Origin of the sequence: Pedobacter ghigonis (assembly GCF_903166585.1) — a bacterium.
Lineage (GTDB): Bacteria > Bacteroidota > Bacteroidia > Sphingobacteriales > Sphingobacteriaceae > Pedobacter > Pedobacter ghigonis.
In genome coordinates this window covers 19,904-45,150 of record NZ_CAESCM010000025.1, presented here as the reverse complement: position 1 = coordinate 45,150, position 25,247 = coordinate 19,904, and the positions used below count along the sequence as shown (strand labels likewise).

The following is a 25,247-nucleotide window of genomic DNA, read 5'->3' as shown; positions in this document are numbered from 1 at the left end:
CTGGATTTTTTGTTGTTGAAGCAGCATCTAAAAGCAGTAATAATACACCTTTAAAATACAAAAAAAGGAGCAGAAAAACTAGTTTTCTACTCCTTTATCCTTTTGAATTAAGGGACTTTTTCAGTGCGCTCGTTAATTCTAAAGGGGTTTTTATTTTTAGCCCTGTACATCTCCATTTTTACCTTTTACGTCAAAAGTTTAAAGGCCTAAGGCCAAATCATAATTAAAACCAATATTATTACAGAAACACTTTAGTTAATCCTAAAGGGTTTTGTATTTTTAGCCATCTTACATCATCCATTTTACCTTTTACATCTTACATCAAATGAAACTTCACACCATAAACACAGGCTTTTTTAAACTCGACGGCGGCGCAATGTTTGGCGTGGTACCCAAAGCCATCTGGCAAAAAACCAACCCGGCCGATGCCAACAACCTTTGTACCTGGGCCATGCGTTGTTTATTAATAGAAGAGGGCAACCAGCTCATTTTAGTTGATACCGGAATCGGGAATAAACAGGATGAAAAATTCTTTAGCCATTATTACCTGCATGGCGATGATACGATGGAAAAATCGCTGGCTGGTTTAGGTTTCAGTACCGGCGATATTACCGATGTTTTTTTAACACACCTCCATTTCGACCACGTGGGCGGTGCTGTGCTAAGGGATGGCGATAAATTAAAACCTGCATTCAGCAATGCTACCTATTGGAGCAACGAAAAGCACTGGCAATGGGCAGTAGAACCCAATGCAAGAGAAAAAGCTTCCTTTTTAAAAGAAAACATTTTACCTATACAGGAAAGCGGCCAGCTAAAGTTTGTTACCGAGCAGGAAAATATAGCCTGGCAGAAAGACATCAACATCAGCTTTGCCTATTGCCATACCGATGCCATGATGCTGCCAAAAATTAATTACAAAGGAAAAACAGTTGTGTACATGGCCGATCTTTTACCCTCGGTTGGTCACCTGCCCCTGCCCTATGTAATGGCTTATGATATGTTTCCGTTAAAAACATTAACCGAAAAACAAGCCTTTTTAGAAGAAGCAGTAAGCAACAACTATATCTTATACCTGGAGCACGATCCGGTTAACGAGTGCTGTACGCTGCAGCGGACTGAAAAAGGCATCCGTGTAGCCGAAACTTTTAACTTAAGCGATATTTAAATGATCAGACCAGCCAAACCTACCGATTTTGCCAAAGTTGTGCCTTTAATAATCCAGGCAATGGGTAAACTGGCAGAAAAATTAACCCATACGCAAAACCAAAACGAGATTAACCGCATTTTCGAATACCTCTTTCAGCAAAAGGGCAATCAGTACAGCTATGAAAACACCTTAGTTTTTGAAGAAGCAGGCGAAGTACTGGGTTCTTTAAATGCCTACGATGGAGGAAAGCTTATCGAACTCCGTAAGCCCTTGCTAACGTATATCCAAAACGATAAGCCAACCGACAGCAAGCCAGATGCAGAAACCCAAAGCGGCGAATTTTATCTGGATAGCATTAGCGTTAATCCTAAAGCTCAGGGAAAAGGAATCGGAAAAGAACTGATCAAAGCAGGTATTAACTGGGGCCGGCAACTAGGTCACCAAAACATTGCACTCCTGGTTGAACAAAATAATGTACAGGCATTAAAGCTTTATGAAAAAATGGGCTTCGTAATCCAAAACGAGAAACAATTTATGGGCGGACTGTATCATCACATGGTGTTTCAACTTAAAGCGGGTCATTAATTGAGTTTTTCTAAAACACATCAACAAAGAAACGCTTAATAGATTCCTCAACTCCTTTTCACTACGCTCGGAATGGCGATCCTTCCTTCCTTCCTTCCTTCCTTCCTTCCTTCCTTCCTTCCTTCCTTCCTTCTCCACTCCAAACGCACCCCGCTTAACGCTCCCAAAAAATTATTTACATTTTTATTTGTATTTAATCTAAATAATCACAATTTTTGTAGCCAATGGAAAAAGCGTGTATCGATATCAACCAACTGGCTAACGTATTCTCAAATACCCATGGTTCAATTTATCAATCTGATAAGTTAAACTGCTTTTACGTAGATTTTGGTGGCAAGTTTGCACGCTTCAGCTGCCTTTCGCTTCAGAAATTAAAAAAGGTAGTAGAAGATATAGATATCGAGGCACTTCTCTTAAACACACACAAAGCCGATTTCGAATTGGTTACCTTTAATGGCTGCGAACACATCTATCTTTTAAATGCTTTAGAAATTATTGCATTAAAAGATCTGTTACAAGGCACATTCACCATGTTCAAATTAAACCACATGATTAATGACTGCCTGTACAGGTTAGTTTATTAGTTCACTGGTTCATTAGCCATTAGTTCATTAGTAGTGTAAATTGGTTAATTGTTTAAACGGGTTAACTGACAAAGCAAACTGCCAATTGAAAACTGCAAACTGATTAATTGTTTAAACTGGTTAACTGAGCACATCAAACTGCAAATTGAAAACCGTAAACTGGTTAATTGTTTAAAGTGGTTAACTGATCACCGCAAACTGCCATTTGAAAACTTGGAAACTGCTTATTGGTTCATTAGTACTGCAAACCGCCAATTGAAAATTGCAAACTGAAAACTGAAAACTGTTTAACTAAACCTTTGGCTATCCTTCCTTGCGTGCTATCCTCCTAGTCCTGATCGTCATTTCGACTGGAGCGCAGCGAAACGGAGAAATCTACACCACATATTTATCCTTACAGAAGATTCTTCGTTGCATTCAGAATGACAAATTAGCTAATTTATTACCTACTATTAGCTGAAAACCTACCACTATACTTCTGATCCTCAACCAGTATCCGTTTGGCGTTATTCCCATTTTCCATCCTCCATCTTACCTCATCCATTTCACCTCATCCATCATTATTTAAACTGATTACAAATAACTAATTATCAGCAATTTAGACTAATTTCATATTGCAAATAAATTATAAACACGAACAAATTCACTTTACATTTGTATTGTTATTAAAGCACAGAATTATGAAAGACTTAATGCGCATCCAATGTTTAATATCACAGGATATTGAAACGTTATTAAATCAGCAGATCAAAAAAGAAGCTCACTCTTCATCACTATATTTATCAATGTCATCTTGGTGCGATCAAAATGGCTACGACTTTTCGGCAGATTATTTTTTAAAGCAATCTGAAGAAGAAAGAGTACACCAGCTTAAATTATTCAAATATGTATTGGATATGGGTGGAAATGCAATTTCTCCGGAAGTAAGCGGAATCAAAACAGATTTCGCAGGCTTTAGAGAAGTTTTCGAAGATGCCCTGGAAGCAGAAATTGCAATCACCCAGAGCTTCAAAAACATTGCAGCTAAATGCCACAAAGAGCAGGATTTTGTAACCATGGAATTCTTAAACTGGTTCTTAAAAGAGCAACGTGAAGAAGAATACAAAGCCCGCAGAGCTTTAGAATTGTTCGAAGTAATTGGCGAAGAAGGTACCGGAAGATGGGAGATCGACAAGCACGTGAATAAAATCAACTATTCAGAAGCATAACAACAACAAAACATATATTGAAAAGCTACTCATAACCGGGTAGCTTTTTTTTTGTTTGCAGACAGAATCTATTTGCGATGATGGTCAATCAAAACCATAATATTTTGTTTCCCGCTGACCACACAGAAAGCAAAGAACCTAACAAATTAAATTCATAGAACCAGCTATTTGCTCTATCAATTAAATATGCGGGAAAAATAAAAACTATACTGCTTTGTTTCCCCTGATCACACAGAAAGCGCGGAACCTAACAAATTAAATTCATAGAACCAGTTATTTGCGTTATCAATTAAATCTGCGGGAAAAATAAAAACTATACTGCTTTGTTTCCCGCTGATTACACAGAAAGCGCAGAACCCAACAAATTAAATTCACACAACCAGCTATTTGCGTTATCAATTAAATCTGCGGGAAAAATAAAAGCTATTCTGCTTTAGCTCTCGCTAATCACTCTGAAAGCGCAGAACCTAACGAATTAAATCCATAGAACCAGTTATTTGCATTATCAATTAAATCTGCGGGAAAAATAAAAACTATACTGCTTTGTTTCCCTCAGATCACACAGAAAGCAAAGAACCTAACAAATTAAATTCATAGAACCAGCTATTTGCTCTATCAATTAAATCTGCGGGAAAAATAAAAACTATTCTGCTTTAGCTCTCGCTAATCACTCTAAAAGCGCAGAACCTAACGAATTAAATCCATAGAACCAGTTATTTGCATTATCAATTAAATATGCGGGAAAAATAAAAACTATACTGATTTGTTTCCCGCTGATCGCACAGAAAGCGCAGAACCTAACGAATTAAATTTATAGAACCAGCTATTCCCCCTATAAATTAAATCTGCGGGAAAAATAAAAACTATACTGCTTTGTTTCCCGCAGATCACACAGAACGCAGCGCCCAACAAAATAAATTCACACAACCAGTTATTTGCTCTATCAATTAAATCTGCGGGAAAAATAAAAACTATCCTGCTTTGTTTCACACAGAAAGTGCAGAACCTAACAAATTAAATTCACACAACCAGTTATTTGCGTTATCAATTAAATCTGCAGGAAAAATAATGAGTTAGCTCCTAAAAACCTCCCAATAAAAAGAAAAGCTCCAATAAATTGGAGCTTTCTTAGTTTAGGTTGTTTGGTTTATGTTGATTTTATGAATAAGTCTTAATTTTTATAAAAAAAGCGCCGTTACCAGCGCTCTTTTTAAACCAAATATATAATAATAATTAACGAGCATTACAAAAGTACGATTTTTATTTAAAAAAACAACTATTTTTAACTAAAAACAATAAAAATTTTAAAAAATATACATAAAAAACCAAAATTTAAATCAAAAATACCATAAAAAACAAAACAAAAATCTATAAACACATTAAAAAAAACAAAAATAAACCTAAAAACAACTGACAAATATCATAAAACACAAAAAATCAAGAAAAATAAAATAAAACAAACAACAAAAAGCATAATACACCAAAAAAAACAAGCTAATAAACAAGCAAAAACAGAACAAAATTTAACAAAACAAGAAAATTAAAGAAACTCCACAGTTAAAAACGCTTAAAACCGTAAATTTCTGATCTAAAAAGACTAACTCTTGTCTCCAGCAGTTTAAACACCTCACGCATAAAAAAACTGCTAACCGGAAGCCCGAAACTATTAACTGATATGCTTTTTTTTCCTAAATTTGCGGCTTTTATAAACAACAATATGATTAAGAGACAGCAAATTAAAGATTTATTAAAGTCGACAGCATTTGACACAGAAGTAACGGTTATGGGATGGGTTAGAACTTTCCGTAATAATCAGTTTATCGCATTAAATGACGGGTCTTGCATGAGCAATATCCAGGTTGTGATCGATTTTAATAATTTACCCGATGAGCTGTTGAAAAGAATCACTACAGGTGCAGCCATTTCTGCAACAGGTAAATTAATCGAATCGCTTGGCAAAGGCCAAACAGTTGAGGTTAAAGCTACAAGTGTTGAAATTTTGGGTGATAGTGACCCGGAGAAATTCCCGCTGCAACCTAAAAAACACAGCCTGGAGTTTTTGCGCGAAATAGCACACCTGCGTTTCCGCACCAATACTTTTAACGCGGTTTTTAAGGTTCGTCATGCTTTAGCTTTCGCTATTCACCAGTTTTATAACGAGCGCGGTTTTGTATACATGCACACGCCCGTAATTACGGCTAGTGACGCAGAAGGTGCCGGCGAAATGTTTAAGGTAACCACTTTAGATTTCGACAATACACCACGTACTGAGGATGGTAAAGTAGATTTCTCTCAGGATTTCTTTGCACGCGCCACTAACCTAACCGTATCGGGTCAGTTGGAAGGTGAATTGGCAGCAATGGCTTTCGGTAAAATTTATACTTTCGGACCTACTTTCAGAGCCGAAAACTCCAATACAACACGTCACTTAGCCGAATTCTGGATGATTGAACCTGAGTTTGCCTTCGCCGATTTAGAAGATAACATGCAGCTTGCAGAAGATATGATGAAGTATGTGATTAAATATGCTTTAGACAACTGCAAAGAGGAATTAGAATTTTTAAACAGCCGTTTAGCGGAAGAAGATAAACAAAAGCCACAAAACGAGCGCAGCGAATTTGGTTTGTTAGAAAAACTGGATTTCTGTTTATCAAACGATTTCGAACGTTTAACTTACACTGAAGCCATCAGGATTTTAAAATCTTCTAAACCGAACCAGAAGAAACAGTTTAAATACCTGATTGATGAATGGGGAGCTGATTTACAGAGCGAGCACGAACGCTACCTGGTAGAAAAACACTTTAAAAAACCAGTAATCTTAACCGATTATCCTGCAGATATTAAATCGTTCTACATGCGCCAGAATGAGCCGGATGCCGAAGGCAGACAAACCGTTGCCGCAATGGACATCCTGTTCCCGGGTATTGGCGAAATGATTGGTGGATCGCAGCGTGAGGAGCGCTTAGATCGTTTAACCCAACGCATGGAAGCTTTAAACATTCCACAGGATGAATTGTGGTGGTATTTAGATACCCGCCGTTTCGGTACAGCACCACACGCTGGTTTCGGTTTAGGTTTCGAACGTTTGGTATTGTTCGTAACTGGTATGACCAACATCCGCGATGTAATTGCTTTCCCAAGGTTCCCGAAAAATGCGGAATTTTAGTTTAGGGTAAACAAATAGCCTATTACCAAAGAAGTCAAGTTTTTAGAAACTTGACTTCTTTTTTTTATCCCTTACCCTAAAACACAAAACCTTCTACACAACGAAAAAACATTCCATTTTTTCTACTATGAATCGTCCCGGTGAGGCGATTTTAGATTTAGAGATTATCCACATGAACGGACCGTCCCCATCGGAACGACTCCCGGGTAGCCAATTGTAAAATTGGCGTTAATTGTATTTATTATCGTGTACATGAATTATTCATGTGCATGATCACCATAAGGATTTGCATGAGCATAATCAACCGCCGAAACTTTATAATCGGTTGGTGCAAAACTTTGCGAAGTACTTAAAGCCATGCCCAGCTCATAACGGGTTGGATAAGGAGTTTGCAACAAACTACCTGTCGGGATATACGGGAAAGTTTCAAGATAACTCTGCATTACACTCGGACTCACCCTCCTGTTAATATACGCGCGACTTAACTGATGTGTTTCCCTTAAACCTGCAGCACCCAGCAATTCAACAGCACTGGCCACGGTAAGGTTATGGAAATTTTTAACACGTACGGTTTTATCTTCCACTACCAAACCTTTCATTAAACTCGGGTCCTGTGTAGCTACCCCTGTAGGGCAGGTATTGCTGTTACATTCAAGCGCCTGAATACAGCCCAGGGCAAACATCATCCCGCGGGCGGCATTACACATATCGGCACCAAGTGCTATGTTTTTAACCAGATCAAATCCCGTAGCTACTTTACCCGACGCAATAATTTTAATGTGTTTTTTCAGGTCGAAACCATTCAACACATCATAAACAAAGGCTACTCCTTCACGCAAAGGCATCCCTACCGAGTTCGAAAACTCCTGTGGCGCAGCTCCGGTACCACCTTCGCCCCCATCCACAGTAATAAAATCAGGATAAATCTTCGTTTCCACCATCGCTTTGCAAATGGCATAAAACTCGCTTTTGCGGCCAATACATAACTTAAAGCCAACCGGTTTACCCCCCGATAAATCGCGTAGTTTTTTTACAAACTCCAGCAAGCCGATCGGTGTATTAAAAACCGAGTGTGCAGGTGGCGACAATACATCTTTACCTTCGGGCACTAAACGGATGCGTGCTACCTCAGGGGTAACCTTTTTAGCCGGCAACATACCACCGTGACCCGGTTTAGCCCCCTGCGAAAGCTTAATCTCGATCATTCTAACCTGATCAGTCTGCGCACGTTCGGCATAAGCATCGTAATTAAAGGTACCATCGGCATTGCGGCAACCGAAATAACCGGTACCAATTTGCCAGATTAAATCGCCTCCCGGCTGACGGTGGTAATCGCTGATTCCCCCCTCGCCAGTGTTGTGCGCAAAATTACCCATTTTGGCCCCGCCATTTAAAGCCAGAATCGCATTCTGACTTAACGAACCAAAGCTCATGGCCGAAATATTATAAATACTGGCCGAGTATGGCTTTTTACAATCCGGTCCGCCAACCAAAACCCTTGGATCTAAATTCAATTCATGATGCGAAATAGCCGCAATACTGTGGCTTAACCACTCGTACCCGTTCTCGTATACGTTTAGCTGCGTTCCAAACGGAATGGTATCGTTATCGGTTTTAGCTCGCTGATAAATGAGTGAGCGGTTTAAACGGTTATATGGCGTGCCGTTCGTATCACTCTCTACAAAATACTGGTAAACCTTAGGCCTCAACTCCTCCATAAAATACCTTAAACGGCCAAATACAGGGTAGTTACGCACAATACTGTGCTTAGGCTGGTATAAATCGTAAATACCGAGAATAACAAAGGGACCGGTAAAAATAAATGTCCACCATAAAAACGGATGATAAAGGCCCAGCATAATGGTTAGGGCAATTAAAAATGCGGCAATTGCGACGAAAGCTTTTCTCATAAAATTAGATTAGCGGATGTTTTGTTCTTACAAAGATTAGGATTATTAAACAACTGACACCATTAAATTGTTATTTTTACGCTATGCTTATTAAGATATATCCGGAAAACCCAAACGAAAAAGCCATTGAACAGGTTGTAGAAGTTCTGAAAAAAGGCGGTCTCATCATCTATCCAACCGATACGATTTACGGTTTGGGCTGCGATATTACCAACCAGAAAGCAATTGAAAAGATCTGCCGCATTCGGGGTATTAAACCCGAAAAGGCCAATTTCTCTTTCATTTGCCACGATTTAAAGCACATATCCGATTACATTAAACCGATTGATAATACCACATTCAGGGTGCTGAAAAAAGCCCTGCCCGGTCCCTTTACCTTTATTTTTAATGCCAACAATAATGTACCCAAACTGTTAAGTTCGAATAAAAAAACAGTGGGTATACGTGTGCCCGATAACAACATCGCCAGGTGCATTGTTAAAGAACTGGGCAACCCCATCCTCTCTACTTCAATAAGAGACGATGATGATGTAATCGAATATTCAACCGATCCGGAACTGATCCACGAAAAATACGAAGACCTGGTTGATCTGGTAATCGACGGCGGTTACGGTGATAACGAAGCCTCAACCGTGATTGATTGCACTTTGGGCGAGTTCGAAGTGATCAGGGAAGGCAAAGGAGATATTACGGAATATTTGTAGAAGCGATTCTTTAAGTTTGTCAATCCTGAACCTGTCGAAAGGCTATCACAACCTCAAACGTCATCTACTCTGATCCGATCATTATTGTGATTTGTTTCAGGGTCCCTTTTTAACTATCGTAAAAATTAAAGAGATGCTGAAACAAGTTCAGCATGACGGCAAGAAGGATAGCCTGCGCAGGAATGACGGATCGCAGAAGGGGAATAAAGAAGGTTCTTCGATTCCGCTATCATTAACAGCCCTTGTAGAAGAATCGTCATTTCGACTAGAGCCGGCCGGTTTTTCACCGGTGGCGGAATGGAGAAATCTATCGAGACAGATTTAACTTCGCTGAGCACTGCGTGGTTCCTGCATGCGCGGGAATGAAGGATGTTTCAGGGCCATTTTTTTAAATAGTGTGTGCAATGGAGAGATGCTGAAATAAATTCAACATGACGGTGAGAAGGATAGCCTGCACAGGAATGACGGATTCGGTTTTTCTGCACCCTGCCCTCCGGCATAGGAGATTTTCGCCGGAAAAAGCACGACAACCTTTGCACTGACTTTCATGCCCCCACTATACAAGGCAGGATCAAGCGCGTGCGGAAGGAAACGAGCAGAGGAAGCGCCTAGGAACTGCCGCAATTAAGGTTTTCGTAGGTTTTTACAAGAAAAGATCCAGGCCTTGATTTTTTGGTTCTTTTTCATCAAGGAAAAAGAACTAGCCCCGGCGGCAATGAGCCGAAAAAACAATTAAGAGATGCTGAAATAAATTCAGCATGACGGCAAGAAGGATAGCCTGCGCAGGAATGACGGATTCTGTTTTTCTGCACCCTGCGCTCCGGCATAGGAGATTTTCGCCGGAAAAAGCACGAAAAACCTTGCACTGACTTTCATGCCCCCACTATACAAGGCAGGATCAAGCGCGTGCGGAAGGAAACGAGCAGAGGAAGCGCCTAGGAACTGCCGCAATTAAGGTTTTCGTAGGTTTTTACAAGAAAGGATCCAGGCCTTGATTTTTTGGTTCTTTTTCATCAAGGAAAAAGAACTAGCCCCGGCGGCAATGAGCCGAAAAAATAATAACACTAAAAACAGCTAAAGCATTAAGATTCCCGCATGCGCGGGAATGACGGATCGCAGAAGGAAATAACGAAGGTTCTTCGACTCCCTTCGGGATTAGATCTAAGCCTTGATTTTTTGGTCCTTTTTCATCAAGGAAAAAGAACTAGCCCCGGCGGCAATGAGCCGAAAAAATAATTAAGAGATGCTGAAATAAATCCGATAGCTATCGGATCAGCATGACTACCAAAGAAAATAAAATACTGCCAACGTCTACGGCTCCAAAAAATTACCCGACATTACATTTATTTTTCCACAATCAGCGGAATTAACATTAAATTAATCTGACTATAAGGCTTTTGCATATACATTTGCTATAAACTAACAATACTATATGAAAAGACTTCTACTTGTTACCTTTTTGTTAGCCTGCCAATTAGCCAAAGCACAAACCCCGGTGCCCATGGCCAGCCAGCCAGGCAACACTTACACCGAAAACTTTGCCGACATTGCCAACTGGACCAATAATTTTGCCAGTGGCATTGGAGCAAGTGCATTTAAATCCGTTGCCGTTAATAATTCGGGAACGATACCGGACGGTGTAAAAATTACTAATTCAACCGCTACTTTTTCTACAGGCACCAGTGGTGGCGTGCAGAAAGGCACCCAGAACATTCAGCTGCTGGGTACCGGAGCAACCGATAACAGCTCAGCCCTAGCCATCGATTTCCTGGTCAACTTTACCGGTGTTAACGCCGGCAACCTCAGTTTCAACTGGGCGGTTGTAAACAACTCAACCGGTAACCGGAACAGCTCGCTACGTGTGTACACCTCTACCGATGGTGTTAGCTTTACCGAGTTAACCGCTGCACAGGTATTAAATTTCACAAATAACGTAGCAGCCTCCGGCAACATCAGTACCGCATTGCCTGCTAACCTAAACAATGTAAACTCGGCGGTAATCCGCTTTTATTACAACAATGGCTCGGGCGGTACAACCGGCTCCAGACCTAAAATTGCTATAGATGATTTAACCCTTACCGCAACGGCAGCTACAACAACGCCGGTTTTAAGCGCCAACCCTACTACTCTTGCTTTTGGCAACCAGAATACAGGCAGTAATTCTACCGCACAAACCTTTACCCTTAGCGGTACTAACTTAACAGCAAATGTAAACGTGAGCACAAGTGCGCCCTTTGCCGTTTCCAAAGATGGCATAACTTTTACTCCTTCTATCAGTTATACTGCAGTTGAGGCAAGTGCTTCGCCGGGCGTATATGTACGCTTTAGCCCTACAACCGGCGGACCAGCCACAGGCACCCTGCTTAACACAAGTACAGGGGCAACCAATCTAAGCGTAAACCTGAGCGGAACCGGCATTAGCGGTGTGGTAAATACCAGCAAAACTATGCTCGATTTTAGCACACAAAATGTAGGTACCAATTCAGCAGCACAAAGCTACGTGCTCAGCGGAACCGGCTTAACCAGCGATGTAACCCTAAGTACTGCGGCTCCATTCGCTGTTTCGAAAGACAACACTACTTTCAGCACTTCAATTACTTACACCGCAGCAGAAGTAGCGGCCAACCCGGTTGTTTATATACGCTTTAGTCCTACCAGTGCCATAACTTCAACCGACGCAGTGCTTAATACCAGCACGAACGCCACTTCGGCCAGCGTGGCCTTAACCGGAACCGGCACTACTCCACCCGTTGTACAGGCACACGTAGTTATCAGCGAAGTTTATGGCGGTGGCGGCAAAACCGGTGCTACCTATAAAAATGATTTTTTTGAATTATACAACCCCGGCAATACCGCTGTTGATTTAACAGGCTGGTCCGTACAGTACACCAGTGCGGCCGGAACTGCCTGGAATAACCCTACCCCTTTAACTGGCAGTATTCCGGCAAAAGGTTTTTACCTGATACAGGAAGCACAAGGTGCTGGTGGCACACTTAATTTACCTACACCCGATGCTACCGGAACATTAGCCCTTTCGGGTACAGCTGGAAAGGTTTTACTGGTAAATACTACTGTTGCACAAAGTGGTACCAAGCCTGCTGGTACGCAGGTTATCGATTTTGTAGGTTTTGGTACCGCAAATGCTTTCGAAGGATCGGGTGCAGCACCTGCCCCGGCAAACCCTACCTCCATCGAAAGGAAAGCAACTGCCGGTTCTACTGCTGCTACTTTAACTACCGGTGGTACCGAAGAGTTTGCCGGTAATGCTTACGACTCCGACAACAACAATATCGATTTTGTAGTACAAAGCCCTAACCCGCAAAACACCAGTGTGGTAGAACCTGCCGGAGCCAACCACGTGGTCATCAGCGAAGTATATGGCGGTGGTGGCAATACCGGCGCTACCCTTAAAAACGATTTCATCGAACTATATAACCCTACCAATGCTGATGTAAGCCTTGCAGGCTGGTCGGTACAATATGCCAGCGCTGCCGGCACAACCTGGCAAACTACGGCTTTAACCGGAACCATTAAAGCAAAAGGATTTTATTTAATACAACAGGCTCAGGGTTCGGGCGGTACCATTAACCTACCCACTCCCGATGCAACCGGAACCATACCCATGGCCGCTGGTGGAGGTAAAGTATTATTAGCCAATGTTACTACTGCCCAAACAGGTGGCAAACCAACAGGCACACAGATTATTGATTTGGTAGGTTTTGGTACGGCCAGTACTTTCGAAGGTACCGGTGCAGCCCCTACACCATCTGCAAGCGTTTCGGTTGAACGCAAGGCCTCGGCCGCCTCAACTGCAGCTAGCCTGGCTACAGGAGGTGCAGAAGAATTTAACGGAAATGGTTACGACAGCGACGACAACAGCGCTGATTTCGTGGCCCAGGTACCCAATCCGCAAAATAGTAGCATTACCGAACCGGTTTCTACTTCTGCAGCCAGTATCAGTGTTAACCCAACCAGTCTGGCATTTGGTAACCAGGCCATTAACACCACTTCTGCAGCAAAAACTTACACAGTATCGGGCGCTAACCTTACCAACCATGTAAATATTGCGGTAAATGCACCCTTTAGCATCTCGAAAGACAACCTTACTTTTACTAATGCGGTAAGCTTCACCAAAAACGAAATCGCTGCAAACCCAACAGTTTACGTAAAATTTAGCCCAACTGTTGCAGGTAATGCCACCGTACAACTGGCACATAGCAGTGCAGGTGCAACCACGGTTAACCTGGCCCTTAGCGGTGCGGGCATTAACCCCAACCAAACGGCTTTTAATTTCGAAAACTGTACTACGGCGGGTAGTGCTGCCCTTTCTGATGGTTTTTACCAGTACAGCGTTACCGGAGCACAAACCTGGGGTTGTACCACTACTTTTGGTCACGATGCCAACGATGCTACCGGTGCAGGCAGCACTGGCAATGCCCTACAAATTAACGGCTACTCAGGTGGTAATATCCTCAACGAAGACTGGTTAATTTCGCCGGCATTAAACATCGCATCATTCAATTATGCCATTTTATCTTTCTGGACCAGATCGGCCTTTGCAGGCGATAAGCTGCAGTTAAAAATATCGACCAACTATACTGGCTCGGGTAATCCGGCTTTAGCCACATGGACCAGCCTCGACGGTAAATTCCCTGAAACCGGTTCCGATAAATGGACCAAATCAGATAACATCGATTTATCGGCCTACAAAGCCACACCGGTTTACATCGCTTTCGTTTACAACTCTACTACCTCATCGGCCAGCCGCTGGACAGTTGATGATTTTATGGTAACCAATTCCAGTACCCCTCCAGCAGTTGATATTACGACTTCGCCATCAGGCATTGGTTTTGGCTTCCAGGCAGCTAATACTACCTCTGCAGCCAGCAGTTTTGCTTTCTCGGCAGGTAACTTAACTGGCGATGTAACTTTAACCGCTCCGGCCAATTTCACCCTGTCTAAAACAAGTACAGGCACTTTTGGCAGCAGCTTAACTTATGCGAAAGCCGATATCAACAACACTTCGCAAACCGTTTATGCTAAGTTCTCGCCTGTAGCGGTAAACACCAGCTATGCGGGTAATGTAACCCTAAGCACCAGTGGCTCGGCCAATAAAACTGTTGCCCTAACCGGAAATACTTTCGATATTGTTAACACCCTGGAAGTGGTAAACTGGAACATCGAGTGGTTTGGTAGCCCGGCACAAGATCCATCAAACGATATCTTACAGGCTGCCAACGTTAAAACCATCGTAAACAACCTCAACGCCGATATTTATGGCTTTGCCGAAGTGGTAGATACTACCTTATTCCGCAATACCGTACTTCCGGCCGGATATAATGTACTGTTCAGCGAATTTGGTTCTTATGCCGATGATAAAGCCGATGCCGATTATCCCCTAGCCCAGAAACTGGCTTTCATGTACCGTACCGATTTAATTAAACCCATTTCTACATTGGGCATTTTACGCGATACCTACAACCCTGCTGTTGCGGCTACCAGTGCAGATGGTACACCTTACAAAAACTGGTCGTCGGGCCGTTTCCCCTATATGATGCAGGCGCAGGTTAAAATCAACAATAAACTCGATACCGTTTACTTTGTCGAAATCCACGCCAAAGCCAACACGGGTACTCCAGCCGAACAGGTTGATGCCTACAACCGCCGTAAGGGTGGTAACAAGCAGTTAAAAGATTGGTTGGATGTTAACCTGGCCGGCAAAAAAGTAATTATCCTGGGTGATTTTAACGATGTACTCGATGCCGATAAAACCATTGCCCCTATGCCTGCCGGTACCGGAACATCATATTCCGATTTTACGCAGGATGCAGCTAAGTATTTCCCGGTAACCTTGCCTTTAAGTCTCGCCGGAAACCAATCAACCGCCGGTTTTAACACGGTAATCGATAATGTGATTATTACCAAAAGCCTTAACCTCAATTACATTCCGGCATCGGCCGAAGTATTGGATGGCGTAAAAAACCTGGTTACCAATTACAGTTCGACCACTACCGATCACTACCCGATTAAAACCCGCTATCTGTTTGGTAATGGTGTGCCTACGCTCAATGCGGTAGCCAATCAGGCAGCCTGTTATTCAACAGCTAACCAAACCATTGCCCTAAACGGAATTTCTGCGGGCCCTGAAGCTGCACAAACCACTACACTTACCGTAAGCAGCGATAATGCCAGCCTGTTTGATGTATTGAGCATAGCCGCCAATGGTAGCGATAAAGGAACCATCACCTATCATTTAAAAAACAATGTTAGTGACGTGGCCAATATCTCGGTAACGGTTACCGATAATGGTGGAACAGATTTTGGAGGAGTGAACACGCTCACCAAAACCTTTAAACTTACCGTTACATCGACTGCCACTGCCACCATTAGCGGTACAGCAGTAGTTTGTTTAAACGGGGGTGCACAAACCATCACTTTTACAGGTGCCAATGGTACTGCACCTTATACCTTTACCTACAACATTAACGGTGGTACCAGTCAGAGCATCACTACGGCTGCCGGCAATACATCGGTAAGCCTATCGGCTCCGGCAAGTGTAGCAGGCACTTTTGCCTATAACCTGCTTAATGTTAAAGATGCCAACTGCGGTCAGCAGCAAACCGGTACAGCTACTGTAACCGTAAATACTTTGCCTGTGGTATCCATCAGCAGCAATAAGGGCCTATCTGTTTCTAAAGGTGATGCCCTGATTTTAATGGCAACTGGTGGTACCCAATACAGCTGGAGCGGTGCCGAAATCGTTAGCGGACAAGCTACCGCAGCCTTAACCATCAGGCCAAAACAAAGCGGCAGTTATAAAGTAACCGTAACCAATACCAGCGGCTGTGTTAGCGAACAAACCATTGTAATTACTGTAATAGAAGATTATAAACTCGAAGCCAGTACTGTAGTTACGCCTAACGGCGATGGTTATAACGATAAGTTCATCATCAAAAACATCGATTATTACCCCAATAATACCCTGAAGATTTTCGATAAAACCGGACGCATCTTATACACCAAACACACCTATGCCAACGATTGGGACGGAACCCTAAACGGCAATCCGCTCTCAGAAGGTACCTATTACTACATCATTGATCTGGGAACAGGCATTGGCACTTTTAAAGGTTTTATCAACATCATTAGAGACTAATTACAGACATGAAAGCAATCACCAAAAACATAAAGCAAATAAGTCGCGTAACGTTTCTATTTGCAGCAGGCCTCTTCATTTTCAATCAGGCAAAAGCACAGCTCCTGCCCTTAAATGCCCAGTATTTCCAAAACCGCTATCTGGTTAACCCTTCCATGGCCGGTATTAACGAGGGCTTTAACATTAATGGTAGTTTCCGCAAGCAATGGTCGAACATTCCGGGGGCACCGCTTACCCAAAGTATTACCCTCGATCAGCAGGTAAATAAAGTGGGTTGGGGTGTTAATTTCTACAACGAAAAATCGGGCGGTATACAGCGTACCAAAGCCGTAGGAACCTTTGCTTATCATTTGCCGCTAAACAACGAAGATCAGCAACTAAACTTTGGTATTTCGTTTGGTGCCAGTCAAGACAGGCTCGATTTAAGCAGTATCAGAAACAGCGATATCAACGATCCATCCATTGCCCGCTTTAACGACAGGGGCTATTACCTGGATGGCGATTTCGGCGTATCGTACACTTCGAAAAACTTAACCATCGAAGGTGCCATACCCAATATGCGTTCTGTATTCCGTAACGATGATTTAAACTTTGCCGATAAACCCACCTTTTACTCGGCAGTGAGTTATAAATTTAATCTCGGCTCGGGCATGGATGCAATTAGCCTGGAACCAAAGGGAGTATTCAGGGGCATTAAAAACTACCAGAACTTATGGGATGCCGGCTTAAATGCCAACTTTGCCAACGATAAACTTTATTTAATGGCCATGTACCACAATACGCAAAATGCTACGGTTGGTTTAGGCATGAATTACAAATCGACCCTGTACTTTATGGCTTATTACAACACGGCCACTTCGGCCATTAGCGGTTATACCGGTGGCGATTTCGAAGTGAATGTACGGGTAAACATCGGCAAGAAACCATAGTACATTATACAGCATAACAACACTTAATACAAAGCCACAGACATCCATCTGCGGCTTTTTGCATTTTATCCATCATGCTGAGCTTATCCCCCTCAAGGTTGTCATCCTGAGCCGAGTCGAAGGACCTATAGCACCTTCCCCTGAAGGGGGATTGCCCCCTCAAGGTTGTCATCCTGAGCCGAGTCGAAGGACCTATAGCACCTTCCCCTGAAGGGGGATTGCCCCCTCAAGGTTGTCATCCTGAGCCGAGTCAAAGGACCTGTACCGATTTTATATCGGCAGCGGAAGAAAGCCTATGCATACGGTACAATAACGAAAGCATTAGGATTAGCTTCGCTAAGCACGAAGTGGTTCCCGCCTACGCGGGAATGACGGATCACCTATCCACCCAACTTCTGCACCCTGCCCTCCGGCATAGGAGATTTTCGAAGGAAAAAGCACGAAAAACTTTGCACTGACTTTCATACCCCACTGCCCAAGGCAGGATCAAGCGCGTGAGTTGGGATGAGCACAGGTAAGCGCCTAAAGACTGCCGCAATTAAGGTTTTCGTAGGTTTTTACAAGAATTGCGTAGCAATCTTTTATACCGATAAAAACAACATTATCACATAAAAAACAGATCCAAGTCTTTCAGTTATGCCTTGTTTCGTATTGTTTTTAATGGCAGGCATGCTTTCGCTGCGCTCAGGTTTGTTACTTTTCTATCGAGAGAAAAGTAAGAGCCCTTCGGCGGCGGTGAGCCGAGGCAGGCCTCCTGCCAGGGACGAAAAACACTAACTCTTCCTGAAAAAACACATCCTTATCCCCTCCATTTTCACTACTTTTACCCCATGGCCAAAACCATCAACCTCGAAACCTTCAAAAGATTTTTCCGTTCAGAACAAACCGGTGGAATACTCCTGTTAATCTGTGTAGCCATTTCCCTCATCATCGCCAACACAGCTGCAAAAGATAGCTTTATCCACTTCCTCGAAACCAAACTTGGCTTCGGCACAGTAAACTACAGCATTTTAGCGTGGATTAACGACGCCCTGATGGCCGTCTTCTTTTTACTCGTAGGCCTCGAAATTAAGCGCGAATTATTAGAAGGCGAACTCTCTTCCATCAAAAGCGCCAGTTTACCTGTAATTGCCGCTTTGGGTGGCATGCTGATACCCGCAGGCCTATATTTTGTAATTAACCGGAACCAGCCAACCGCAGCCGGCTGGGGCATCCCTATGGCTACCGATATTGCCTTCGCACTGGCCATTATTGCCATGCTCGGTAAAAACGTACCTGCAAGTTTAAAAATCTTCCTGGCCGCGCTGGCCATTGTAGATGATTTAGGTGCCATTTTAGTCATAGCCATTTTTTACACCAATCAAATCCATTTCGAATACCTGGCCATGGCTGCAGGCATTTTATTGCTGCTTAGCTTAATGAATTATTTCGGGGTAAAACGACTCGTATTTTACCTCATCCCCGGCATATTGCTTTGGTATTGCATCCACCATTCGGGTATCCACGCCACCATTGCAGGTGTCTTACTCGCTTTTACCATACCCACCAATAGTACCAGTAACGAATCTCCTTTAGAAAAACTCGAGCATCTTTTAACCACACCCGTTAATTACTTCATCATGCCCCTGTTTGCACTGGCCAATACCAACATTACCTTTCAAAAAGAAATGTTAAGTGGCTTGCTTTCCCCTTTAGGCCTGGGTATTGTAATCGGTTTATTTGCCGGTAAAACCATTGGCGTTACACTATTTAGCTGGCTGGCCGTTAAACTTAAATGGGCTGACTTGCCCAGTGGTGCAGGCTGGAAACACATATTAGGCCTCGGCATGCTGGCCGGTATCGGCTTTACCATGTCTATTTTTATTGCACTGCTTTCTTTTAGCGAGCCTATGCACATTGCAGAAGCGAAATTTGCAATCTTAACCGCATCGGTTTTATCGGGAGTAGTTGGATTTGTATTTTTGGCTGCAGTTAAGGAGATTTAAAACGAAGAAAAATGATGAAATAAATTACCGAAAAGCATAGAAAATTATTAACTGATGGAAGGCACATATAGGGAATAAAAGCCCGCTCAGAAACAATTGGGCTTTATTTATTTACAGTGTGCCATTTGCAATCTTTGTATATAGGATTTCAGTAGCGCCACATATTGACCAAACTGTATCAAACACTCTAGATTGATCTTGAGAAAACGCCTCAAGAGTCATTCCAACTGCTGTAATATTATTCGTTAGTGCATCACCGGATAAGTGGATGAGATTATTCCTTACCTGTTTAATAACTTCATCTGTGTCTTCAGCTAAAATTGAACTATTGCCATCCGGCATAGGAGATTTTCGCAGGAAAAAGTACGAAAAACTTTGCACTGCCTTTCATATCACACTGTCCAAGGCAGGATCAAGCGCGTGCGGAAGGAAACGAGCAGAGGAAGCGCCTAAAAACTGCCGCAATTAAGGTTTTCGTAGGTTTTTACAAGAAAGTATCCAAGCCTTGATCTTTTGTTTTTTTCTATCAAGAGAAAAGAAAGAGCCCCCGCGGCGGCGAGCGGAAAAAATAATAATACTAAAAGCAGCGAAAGCATTAAAATTAGCTTCGCTGAGTACTACGTAGCTCCCGCATGCGCGGGAATGACGGGTGTTTCAGGGGCTCTTTTTTAAATAGTGTGTGCAATGAAGAGATGCTGAAATAAATTCAGCACGACGGATTGGGTTTTTCTGCACCTTGCTATCCGGCATAGGAGATTTTCGCAGGAAAAAGCACGAAAAACTTTGCACTGCCTTTCATGCCACACTATACAAGGCAGGATCAAGCGCGTGCGGAAGGGAACGAGCAGAGGGAGCACCTGGGAACTGTCGCAATTAAGGTTTTCGTAGGTTTTTACAAGAATTGCGTAGCAATCTTTTATACCGATAAAAACAACATTATCACATAAAAAACTGATCCAAGCCTTTCAGTTATGCCTGGTTTCTTATTGTTTTTAATGGCAGGCATGCTTTCGCTGCGCTCAGGTTTGGTTACCTTTTTATCAAGAAAAAGGTAAGAGCCCCCCGCGGCGGTGGACCTGTACCAATTTTATATCGGTAGCGGAAGAAGGCTTGTGCGTATAGTAGCGAAAGCATTAAGGTTCCCGCCTGCGCGGGAATGACGGATCAAGTAAAGGAATAGTCTTTAAAAAACAAAACCTATAAGACCATTACGATCTTATAGGTTTCTTCGTGTTTTTGTGCCTTGGTGGTAAAACAATACGTTCTAGTTCCATCCGCCCCCTAAAGAACGATACAAGCCCACCACCGCATTTAACTGTTCGGCTTTAATGGTAGCCAGTTCCAGTTCGCTTTGCAATAGGTTGCCCTGTGCAGTAATCACCTCCAAATAGTTGGCCATACCACTTTTAAATAATAAGCTTGCATTTTTAGAAGCCTGTTGTAAAGTTTGTGCCCTTCTTTCAGCAATGCTGTACTGGTCTTTCAGTTTTTCTACTTTAGTCAGTTCATCAGAAACCTCGCCTACAGCGTTTAGTACCGACTGACGGAACTGGATCACTGTTTTCTCCCGGTCTATTTTAGCCAGTTCTAAATTGGTCTTTAGCTGTCCGCGTTGAAAAATAGGTTGCGTAATACCACCCGAAACCAATCCGAACAACGAAGCCGGTACATTAAACCAGTTACTCGCTTTAAAAGAGTTAACGCCACCACTGGCAGTAATTACCAGCGAAGGATATAAACTTGCTTTCGCTACACCAACTTTGGCATTGGCTACATTAAGCGCCAGCTCTGCCGACTTGATATCGGGCCTGCGACTTAACATCGCCGATGGGAAACCCGCATTTAAATTGGCAGGGATACTCATTTTATCCAAACGGCTGGCTCGGTTAATGGCTTTAGGCAAAGTACCAATCAGTACACTTAGAGCATTTTCCTGCAAAGCTACATTTTGCTCCAAACGCGGAATCAGCTGTGCAGCAACCAGCTGCTGTGCCTGTGCCTGCTGTATGGCCAGCGAAGTTACCTGACCGGCATCAAATTGCAGGTTAATAATCCTTAAAGTACTGTCGTTCAGTTTAAGGTTTTTACGGGCAATTTCCAGTTGCGCATCCAGCATCAGCAAGTTATAGTACCCCTGGGCCACATTGGCCACTAAGCGGGTTTGTACCGCTTTGCGCGCTTCGGCAGTTTGCAAAAAGCTGGCTAAAGCGCCTGCCTTTTGGTTGCGGATCTTTCCCCAGATATCAGCCTCCCAGAACACACCCAGGTTAGCGCTGTAATCTTCAATGTGGCTCGAACCGGTAAACTGGTTTAAGCTCAATCCGTTTAAACTGTTATCAGAAGGGCGGCTCGAACTCGCCGCTACCTGCAATTTCAACTCTGGCAAATTGCCCAGTTTCGATTGTTTAAACAATACTTCGGCCGCATCGATATTTTTCAATGCAATCTGCATATCATAATTTTTAACCAAAGCTGTATCAATTAAAGTTTGTACAGTAAGGTCGTTAATAAAACTTTTCAAGGGCATAGTGCCAATGCTCGAAGAGTCTTGAGGTGCTGTGTTTCTGAATAAGCCTGGCGCAACATTGGGCAAGGCTGTATCTTTCGAAACCGAACATCCGCTCCAAACCAAAGCGAGGAGCAGGATGCTATATAAATTAAACCGTTTCATAAACTGCATGATTATTTACAGGCTCTTCATGGTGGTGAACAACCTCTTTTGATTTTTTGGATATTTTTTCCTGTAAAGCCTGGAAGATGACGAAAAGTACCGGGATGATAAACAAACCTAACACTACACCAGATACCATACCTCCGGCAGCACCAATACTGATAGAGTGGTTACCCTGTGCCGATGGCCCCGTTGCAATACTCATCGGGAACAAACCAAACACAAAGGCAAGTGAGGTCATGATAATTGGCCTGATCCTTAATCGAGCGGCTTCAATAGCCGAATCGAACAAGCTCAGCCCTGCCCTTCGTCGCTGCACCGCAAACTCTACAATCAGGATGGCGTTTTTAGCCAGCAAGCCGATAAGCATAATCAGTGCTACCTGTACATAAATGTTGTTTTCGATACCAGTTAAGCCCAATACAACAAACACACCAAATACACCAGTAGGGATAGATAAGATTACGGCTAATGGCAGGATATAACTTTCATACTGTGCCGATAATAAGAAGTAAACGAATACCAGGCAAAGCAGGAATATTACTGTCGATTGTCCCCCTGAAGAAATCTCCTCACGGGTTTGTCCCGAGAATTCGTAAGCATAACCGGTTGGCAATTGTTCCCTTGCGGTTTCTTCAATCGCTTTAATGGCATCGCCAGAGCTGAAGCCCGGTTTAGGGATGGCATTTACCTCGATAGAGTTAAACAGGTTATAACGCGAAGCCGTTTCAGAACCATACACGCGGGTTAGTTTAACCAGGGTATTAATGGGCACACTTTCACCAGCCTTGTTTTTAACAAACACACGATCTATACTGGCCGGATCTGTTCTGTCGGCAATATCAGCCTGAACCACCACACGGTAGTATTTACCAAAGCGGTTAAAATCTGATGCCTGTGCAGTACCGAAAAAGGTTTGCATGGTTTGTAAGATATCTTTAACACTTACACCCAGTTGATCGGCTTTTTCGTTGTTCACATCCAGCTGTAATTGCGGATAATCTGCTTTGTAAGAAGTAAAAGCAAAAGCAATTGCCGGTTTCGCCATTAATTTGCCGATAAAGTTATTGGCTACACCACTAAATTTATCCAGCCTGCCATTGGTTTTATCCTGTAGCATTACGTTCATGGCCTCCACGTTACTAAAACCCGGAACGGTTGGGAAACTGAATACAAAGAAAGTACCGGCAGATATGGCTGCCATTTTAGCCCTTACGATATTCTGTATTTCATCTATATTCTTTACCTCACCCCTTTCGTCGTTCGGTTTTAACAATAAGAAAATCTGTCCGGCCGATGGGCTGTTCGATGCCGTTAAGAAGTTATAACCAGCCAGCGACATTACAAACCTTGCCGAAGGCATCGCCCTCAACTCAGCTTCAGCCTGTTTTAATATTTTATTGGTATTCGCTAACGAAGTTCCTGATGGAGAAGCAACCGCAATGGCCACAAAACCCTGATCCTCTGTAGGGATAAAACCGGTTTTTGTTCTGCTTACCAGTAAAACGGTAACCGCAACGATTAAAGCCAGACCAGCCATGCTGATCCATTTATTGCGGATAAGCACTTTTAAGCCACCAATATAACGGTTGGTCATGTAATTAAAACCACCGTTAAAGCCGGCATAAAACTTATCGACAAAACCTTTTTTAGGTGCTGCGTGACCACCCTCAGCATGTTTATTCTTCAAAAATAAGGCAGCCAGCGCCGGACTCAAAGTTAAAGCGTTAACCGCCGATATAATAATGGCAATAGCCATGGTTAAGGCAAACTGTTTGTAAAATATACCTGTAGAGCCCGTCATAAAACCAACCGGTAAAAATACTGCCGCCATTCCCAGTGTAATCGATATAATAGCCCCGGTAATTTCGTTCATGGCCTGGGTGGTTGCCGCCTTCGGACTAAGCCCCGGGTTTTCTTCCATCTTGGCATGCACCGCCTCTACCACCACAATCGCATCATCTACCACAATACCAATGGCCAGTACCAATGCAAACAGTGTTAAAAGGTTAACCGAGAAACCGAACAGCTGCATGAAAAAGAAAGTACCGATAATAGCCACCGGAACTGCTATAGCTGGGATTAAGGTAGACCTGAAATCCTGAAGGAAGATAAATACTACAATAAATACCAGTAAAAAGGCTTCGATTAAAGTATGTTCAACCTGGTTGATAGATTCATCCAGATCGGTTTTGGTACGGTAAAACTGATTGAATTTAATCCCTGCTGGGAAATCTTTCGATAGTTTGGCCATCAGTTTATCGATAGAAATCTGAATTTCGTTGGCATTAGAGCCCGATAACTGGATTACCCCAATGGTAATACCGTCATGTCCGTTTAAACGGTTTACACTGCTGTAGCTGTAAGCACCCAGTTCAACACGGGCTACATCTTTTAAGCGCAATATAGAACCATCCGAATTAGAGCGGATTGCAATATTCTGATACTCCTCTGGTTTGGTAAGCTTTCCTTTGTATTTAATTACATATTCGAATGCCTCGTTACTGCGTTCACCAACCCTGCCCGGTGCGGCTTCCAGGTTTTTATCCTGAATAGCACTGATCACTTCGTTAGGGGTAATTTTGTAAGTAGCCAACTGACTTGGATTTAACCAAATCCGCATTGAATAATCTTTAATACCACCAAATACACTGGCCGAACCTACCCCCGGAATACGTTTAATTTCCGGAATGATATTAATCTGAGCATAGTTGTTTACAAAAACCGCATCGTATTTTTTGGGATCTTCTGAGTAAACGCCTATCGCACCGATAAAGCTGTTTTGCTGTTTGGTAGTAGTTATACCATATTGTACAACCTCTGCCGGTAACTGGCTCGTAGCCTGCGAAACACGGTTTTGCACGTTAACAGCGGCCTGATCGGGGTTGGTACCTTGTTGAAAGTAAACCGTAATACCCAGCGTACCATCATTACTGGCAGTGGAAGTCATGTAGGTCATGTTTTCCACACCGTTAATTGCTTCCTCTAATGATGGAGTTACCGAACGCAAAATGGTTTCGGCATTAGCCCCTGGGTACACAGCAGTTACCAATACCGACGGAGGGGCGATATTTGGAAAGCGCTCTAAGGGCAACTTTGTTAGGCCAAGTATACCCACTATTACCAGCAATATGGAAATAACGGTCGAAAGTACAGGCCTGTTTATAAATTTCTGAAACATGACTTATGAAGGTTTATTGTT

15 protein-coding genes are annotated in these 25,247 nt (G+C 42.9%); 11 read left to right on the top strand and 4 right to left on the bottom strand.

All coding sequences use genetic code 11. The annotated features are described in order from the left end of the window. The 6 genes from HWV58_RS24360 to asnS all read left to right on the top strand — a co-directional run. Positions 1–227: hypothetical protein (locus HWV58_RS24360; protein ID WP_217707064.1), on the top strand; the 227-nt coding region annotated here is incomplete at its 5' end. A 98-nt stretch (positions 228–325) separates the two neighbouring features. Continuing rightward, on the top strand, positions 326–1,165 hold the full coding sequence (locus HWV58_RS23665) for an MBL fold metallo-hydrolase (RefSeq protein WP_175636481.1): 840 nt from the start codon (positions 326–328) through the stop codon (positions 1,163–1,165). Then, positions 1,166–1,732, top strand: a complete 567-nt coding sequence (locus HWV58_RS23660) for a GNAT family N-acetyltransferase (RefSeq protein WP_175636480.1) — start codon at positions 1,166–1,168, stop codon at positions 1,730–1,732. A gap of 224 nt (positions 1,733–1,956) precedes the next feature. After that, entirely contained in the window at positions 1,957–2,316 is a 360-nt protein-coding gene (locus tag HWV58_RS23655) for a hypothetical protein (protein ID WP_175636479.1), read from the top strand. Positions 2,317–2,996: 680 nt separating this feature from the next. After that, a complete protein-coding gene (locus HWV58_RS23650) occupies positions 2,997–3,524 on the top strand; it encodes a ferritin (RefSeq protein ID WP_175636478.1) in 528 nt (175 codons plus the stop codon). Between the two features lie 1,717 nt (positions 3,525–5,241). Next, entirely contained in the window at positions 5,242–6,690 is a 1,449-nt protein-coding gene (gene asnS / locus HWV58_RS23645) for an asparagine--tRNA ligase (RefSeq protein WP_175636477.1), read from the top strand. A gap of 257 nt (positions 6,691–6,947) precedes the next feature. On the opposite strand, the gene HWV58_RS23640 is transcribed toward asnS, so the two are convergent. Continuing rightward, positions 6,948–8,600, bottom strand: coding sequence for an FMN-binding glutamate synthase family protein (locus tag HWV58_RS23640; protein ID WP_175636476.1), 1,653 nt, complete (start codon positions 8,598–8,600; stop codon positions 6,948–6,950). Between the two features lie 83 nt (positions 8,601–8,683). Between HWV58_RS23640 and HWV58_RS23635 the strand changes: the two genes are divergently transcribed. The 5 genes from HWV58_RS23635 (at position 8,684) to nhaA (ending at position 19,374) form a co-directional block, all read left to right on the top strand. After that, positions 8,684–9,304, top strand: a complete 621-nt coding sequence (locus tag HWV58_RS23635; RefSeq protein ID WP_175636475.1) for an L-threonylcarbamoyladenylate synthase — start codon at positions 8,684–8,686, stop codon at positions 9,302–9,304. 133 nt (positions 9,305–9,437) lie between these two features. Continuing rightward, complete coding sequence (locus HWV58_RS23630) at positions 9,438–9,629, top strand: hypothetical protein (RefSeq protein WP_175636474.1); 192 nt, start codon at positions 9,438–9,440, stop codon at positions 9,627–9,629. A 1,107-nt stretch (positions 9,630–10,736) separates the two neighbouring features. Next, entirely contained in the window at positions 10,737–16,460 is a 5,724-nt protein-coding gene (locus HWV58_RS23625) for a lamin tail domain-containing protein (RefSeq protein ID WP_175636473.1), read from the top strand. Between the two features lie 8 nt (positions 16,461–16,468). Continuing rightward, complete coding sequence (locus HWV58_RS23620; RefSeq protein ID WP_175636472.1) at positions 16,469–17,389, top strand: PorP/SprF family type IX secretion system membrane protein; 921 nt, start codon at positions 16,469–16,471, stop codon at positions 17,387–17,389. Positions 17,390–18,219: 830 nt separating this feature from the next. Further along, positions 18,220–19,374 (top strand): Na+/H+ antiporter NhaA, encoded by a 1,155-nt coding sequence (gene nhaA, locus HWV58_RS23615; protein ID WP_175636471.1) that lies wholly within the window; start codon positions 18,220–18,222, stop codon positions 19,372–19,374. A gap of 111 nt (positions 19,375–19,485) precedes the next feature. Here nhaA and HWV58_RS23610 read toward each other — a convergent pair whose 3' ends face one another. The 3 genes from HWV58_RS23610 to HWV58_RS23600 form a co-directional block, all read right to left on the bottom strand. Next, complete coding sequence (locus HWV58_RS23610) at positions 19,486–19,716, bottom strand: hypothetical protein (protein WP_175636470.1); 231 nt, start codon at positions 19,714–19,716, stop codon at positions 19,486–19,488. Between the two features lie 922 nt (positions 19,717–20,638). Beyond that, positions 20,639–22,045: a TolC family protein gene (locus HWV58_RS23605; protein WP_175636469.1), complete on the bottom strand. Its 1,407-nt coding sequence runs from the start codon at positions 22,043–22,045 to the stop codon at positions 20,639–20,641. Beyond that, positions 22,032–25,226, bottom strand: coding sequence for an efflux RND transporter permease subunit (locus tag HWV58_RS23600; RefSeq protein WP_175636468.1), 3,195 nt, complete (start codon positions 25,224–25,226; stop codon positions 22,032–22,034). Before HWV58_RS23600 ends, HWV58_RS23605 begins: the two co-directional genes overlap by 14 nt. Between the last annotated feature and the right edge of the window lie 21 nt (positions 25,227–25,247).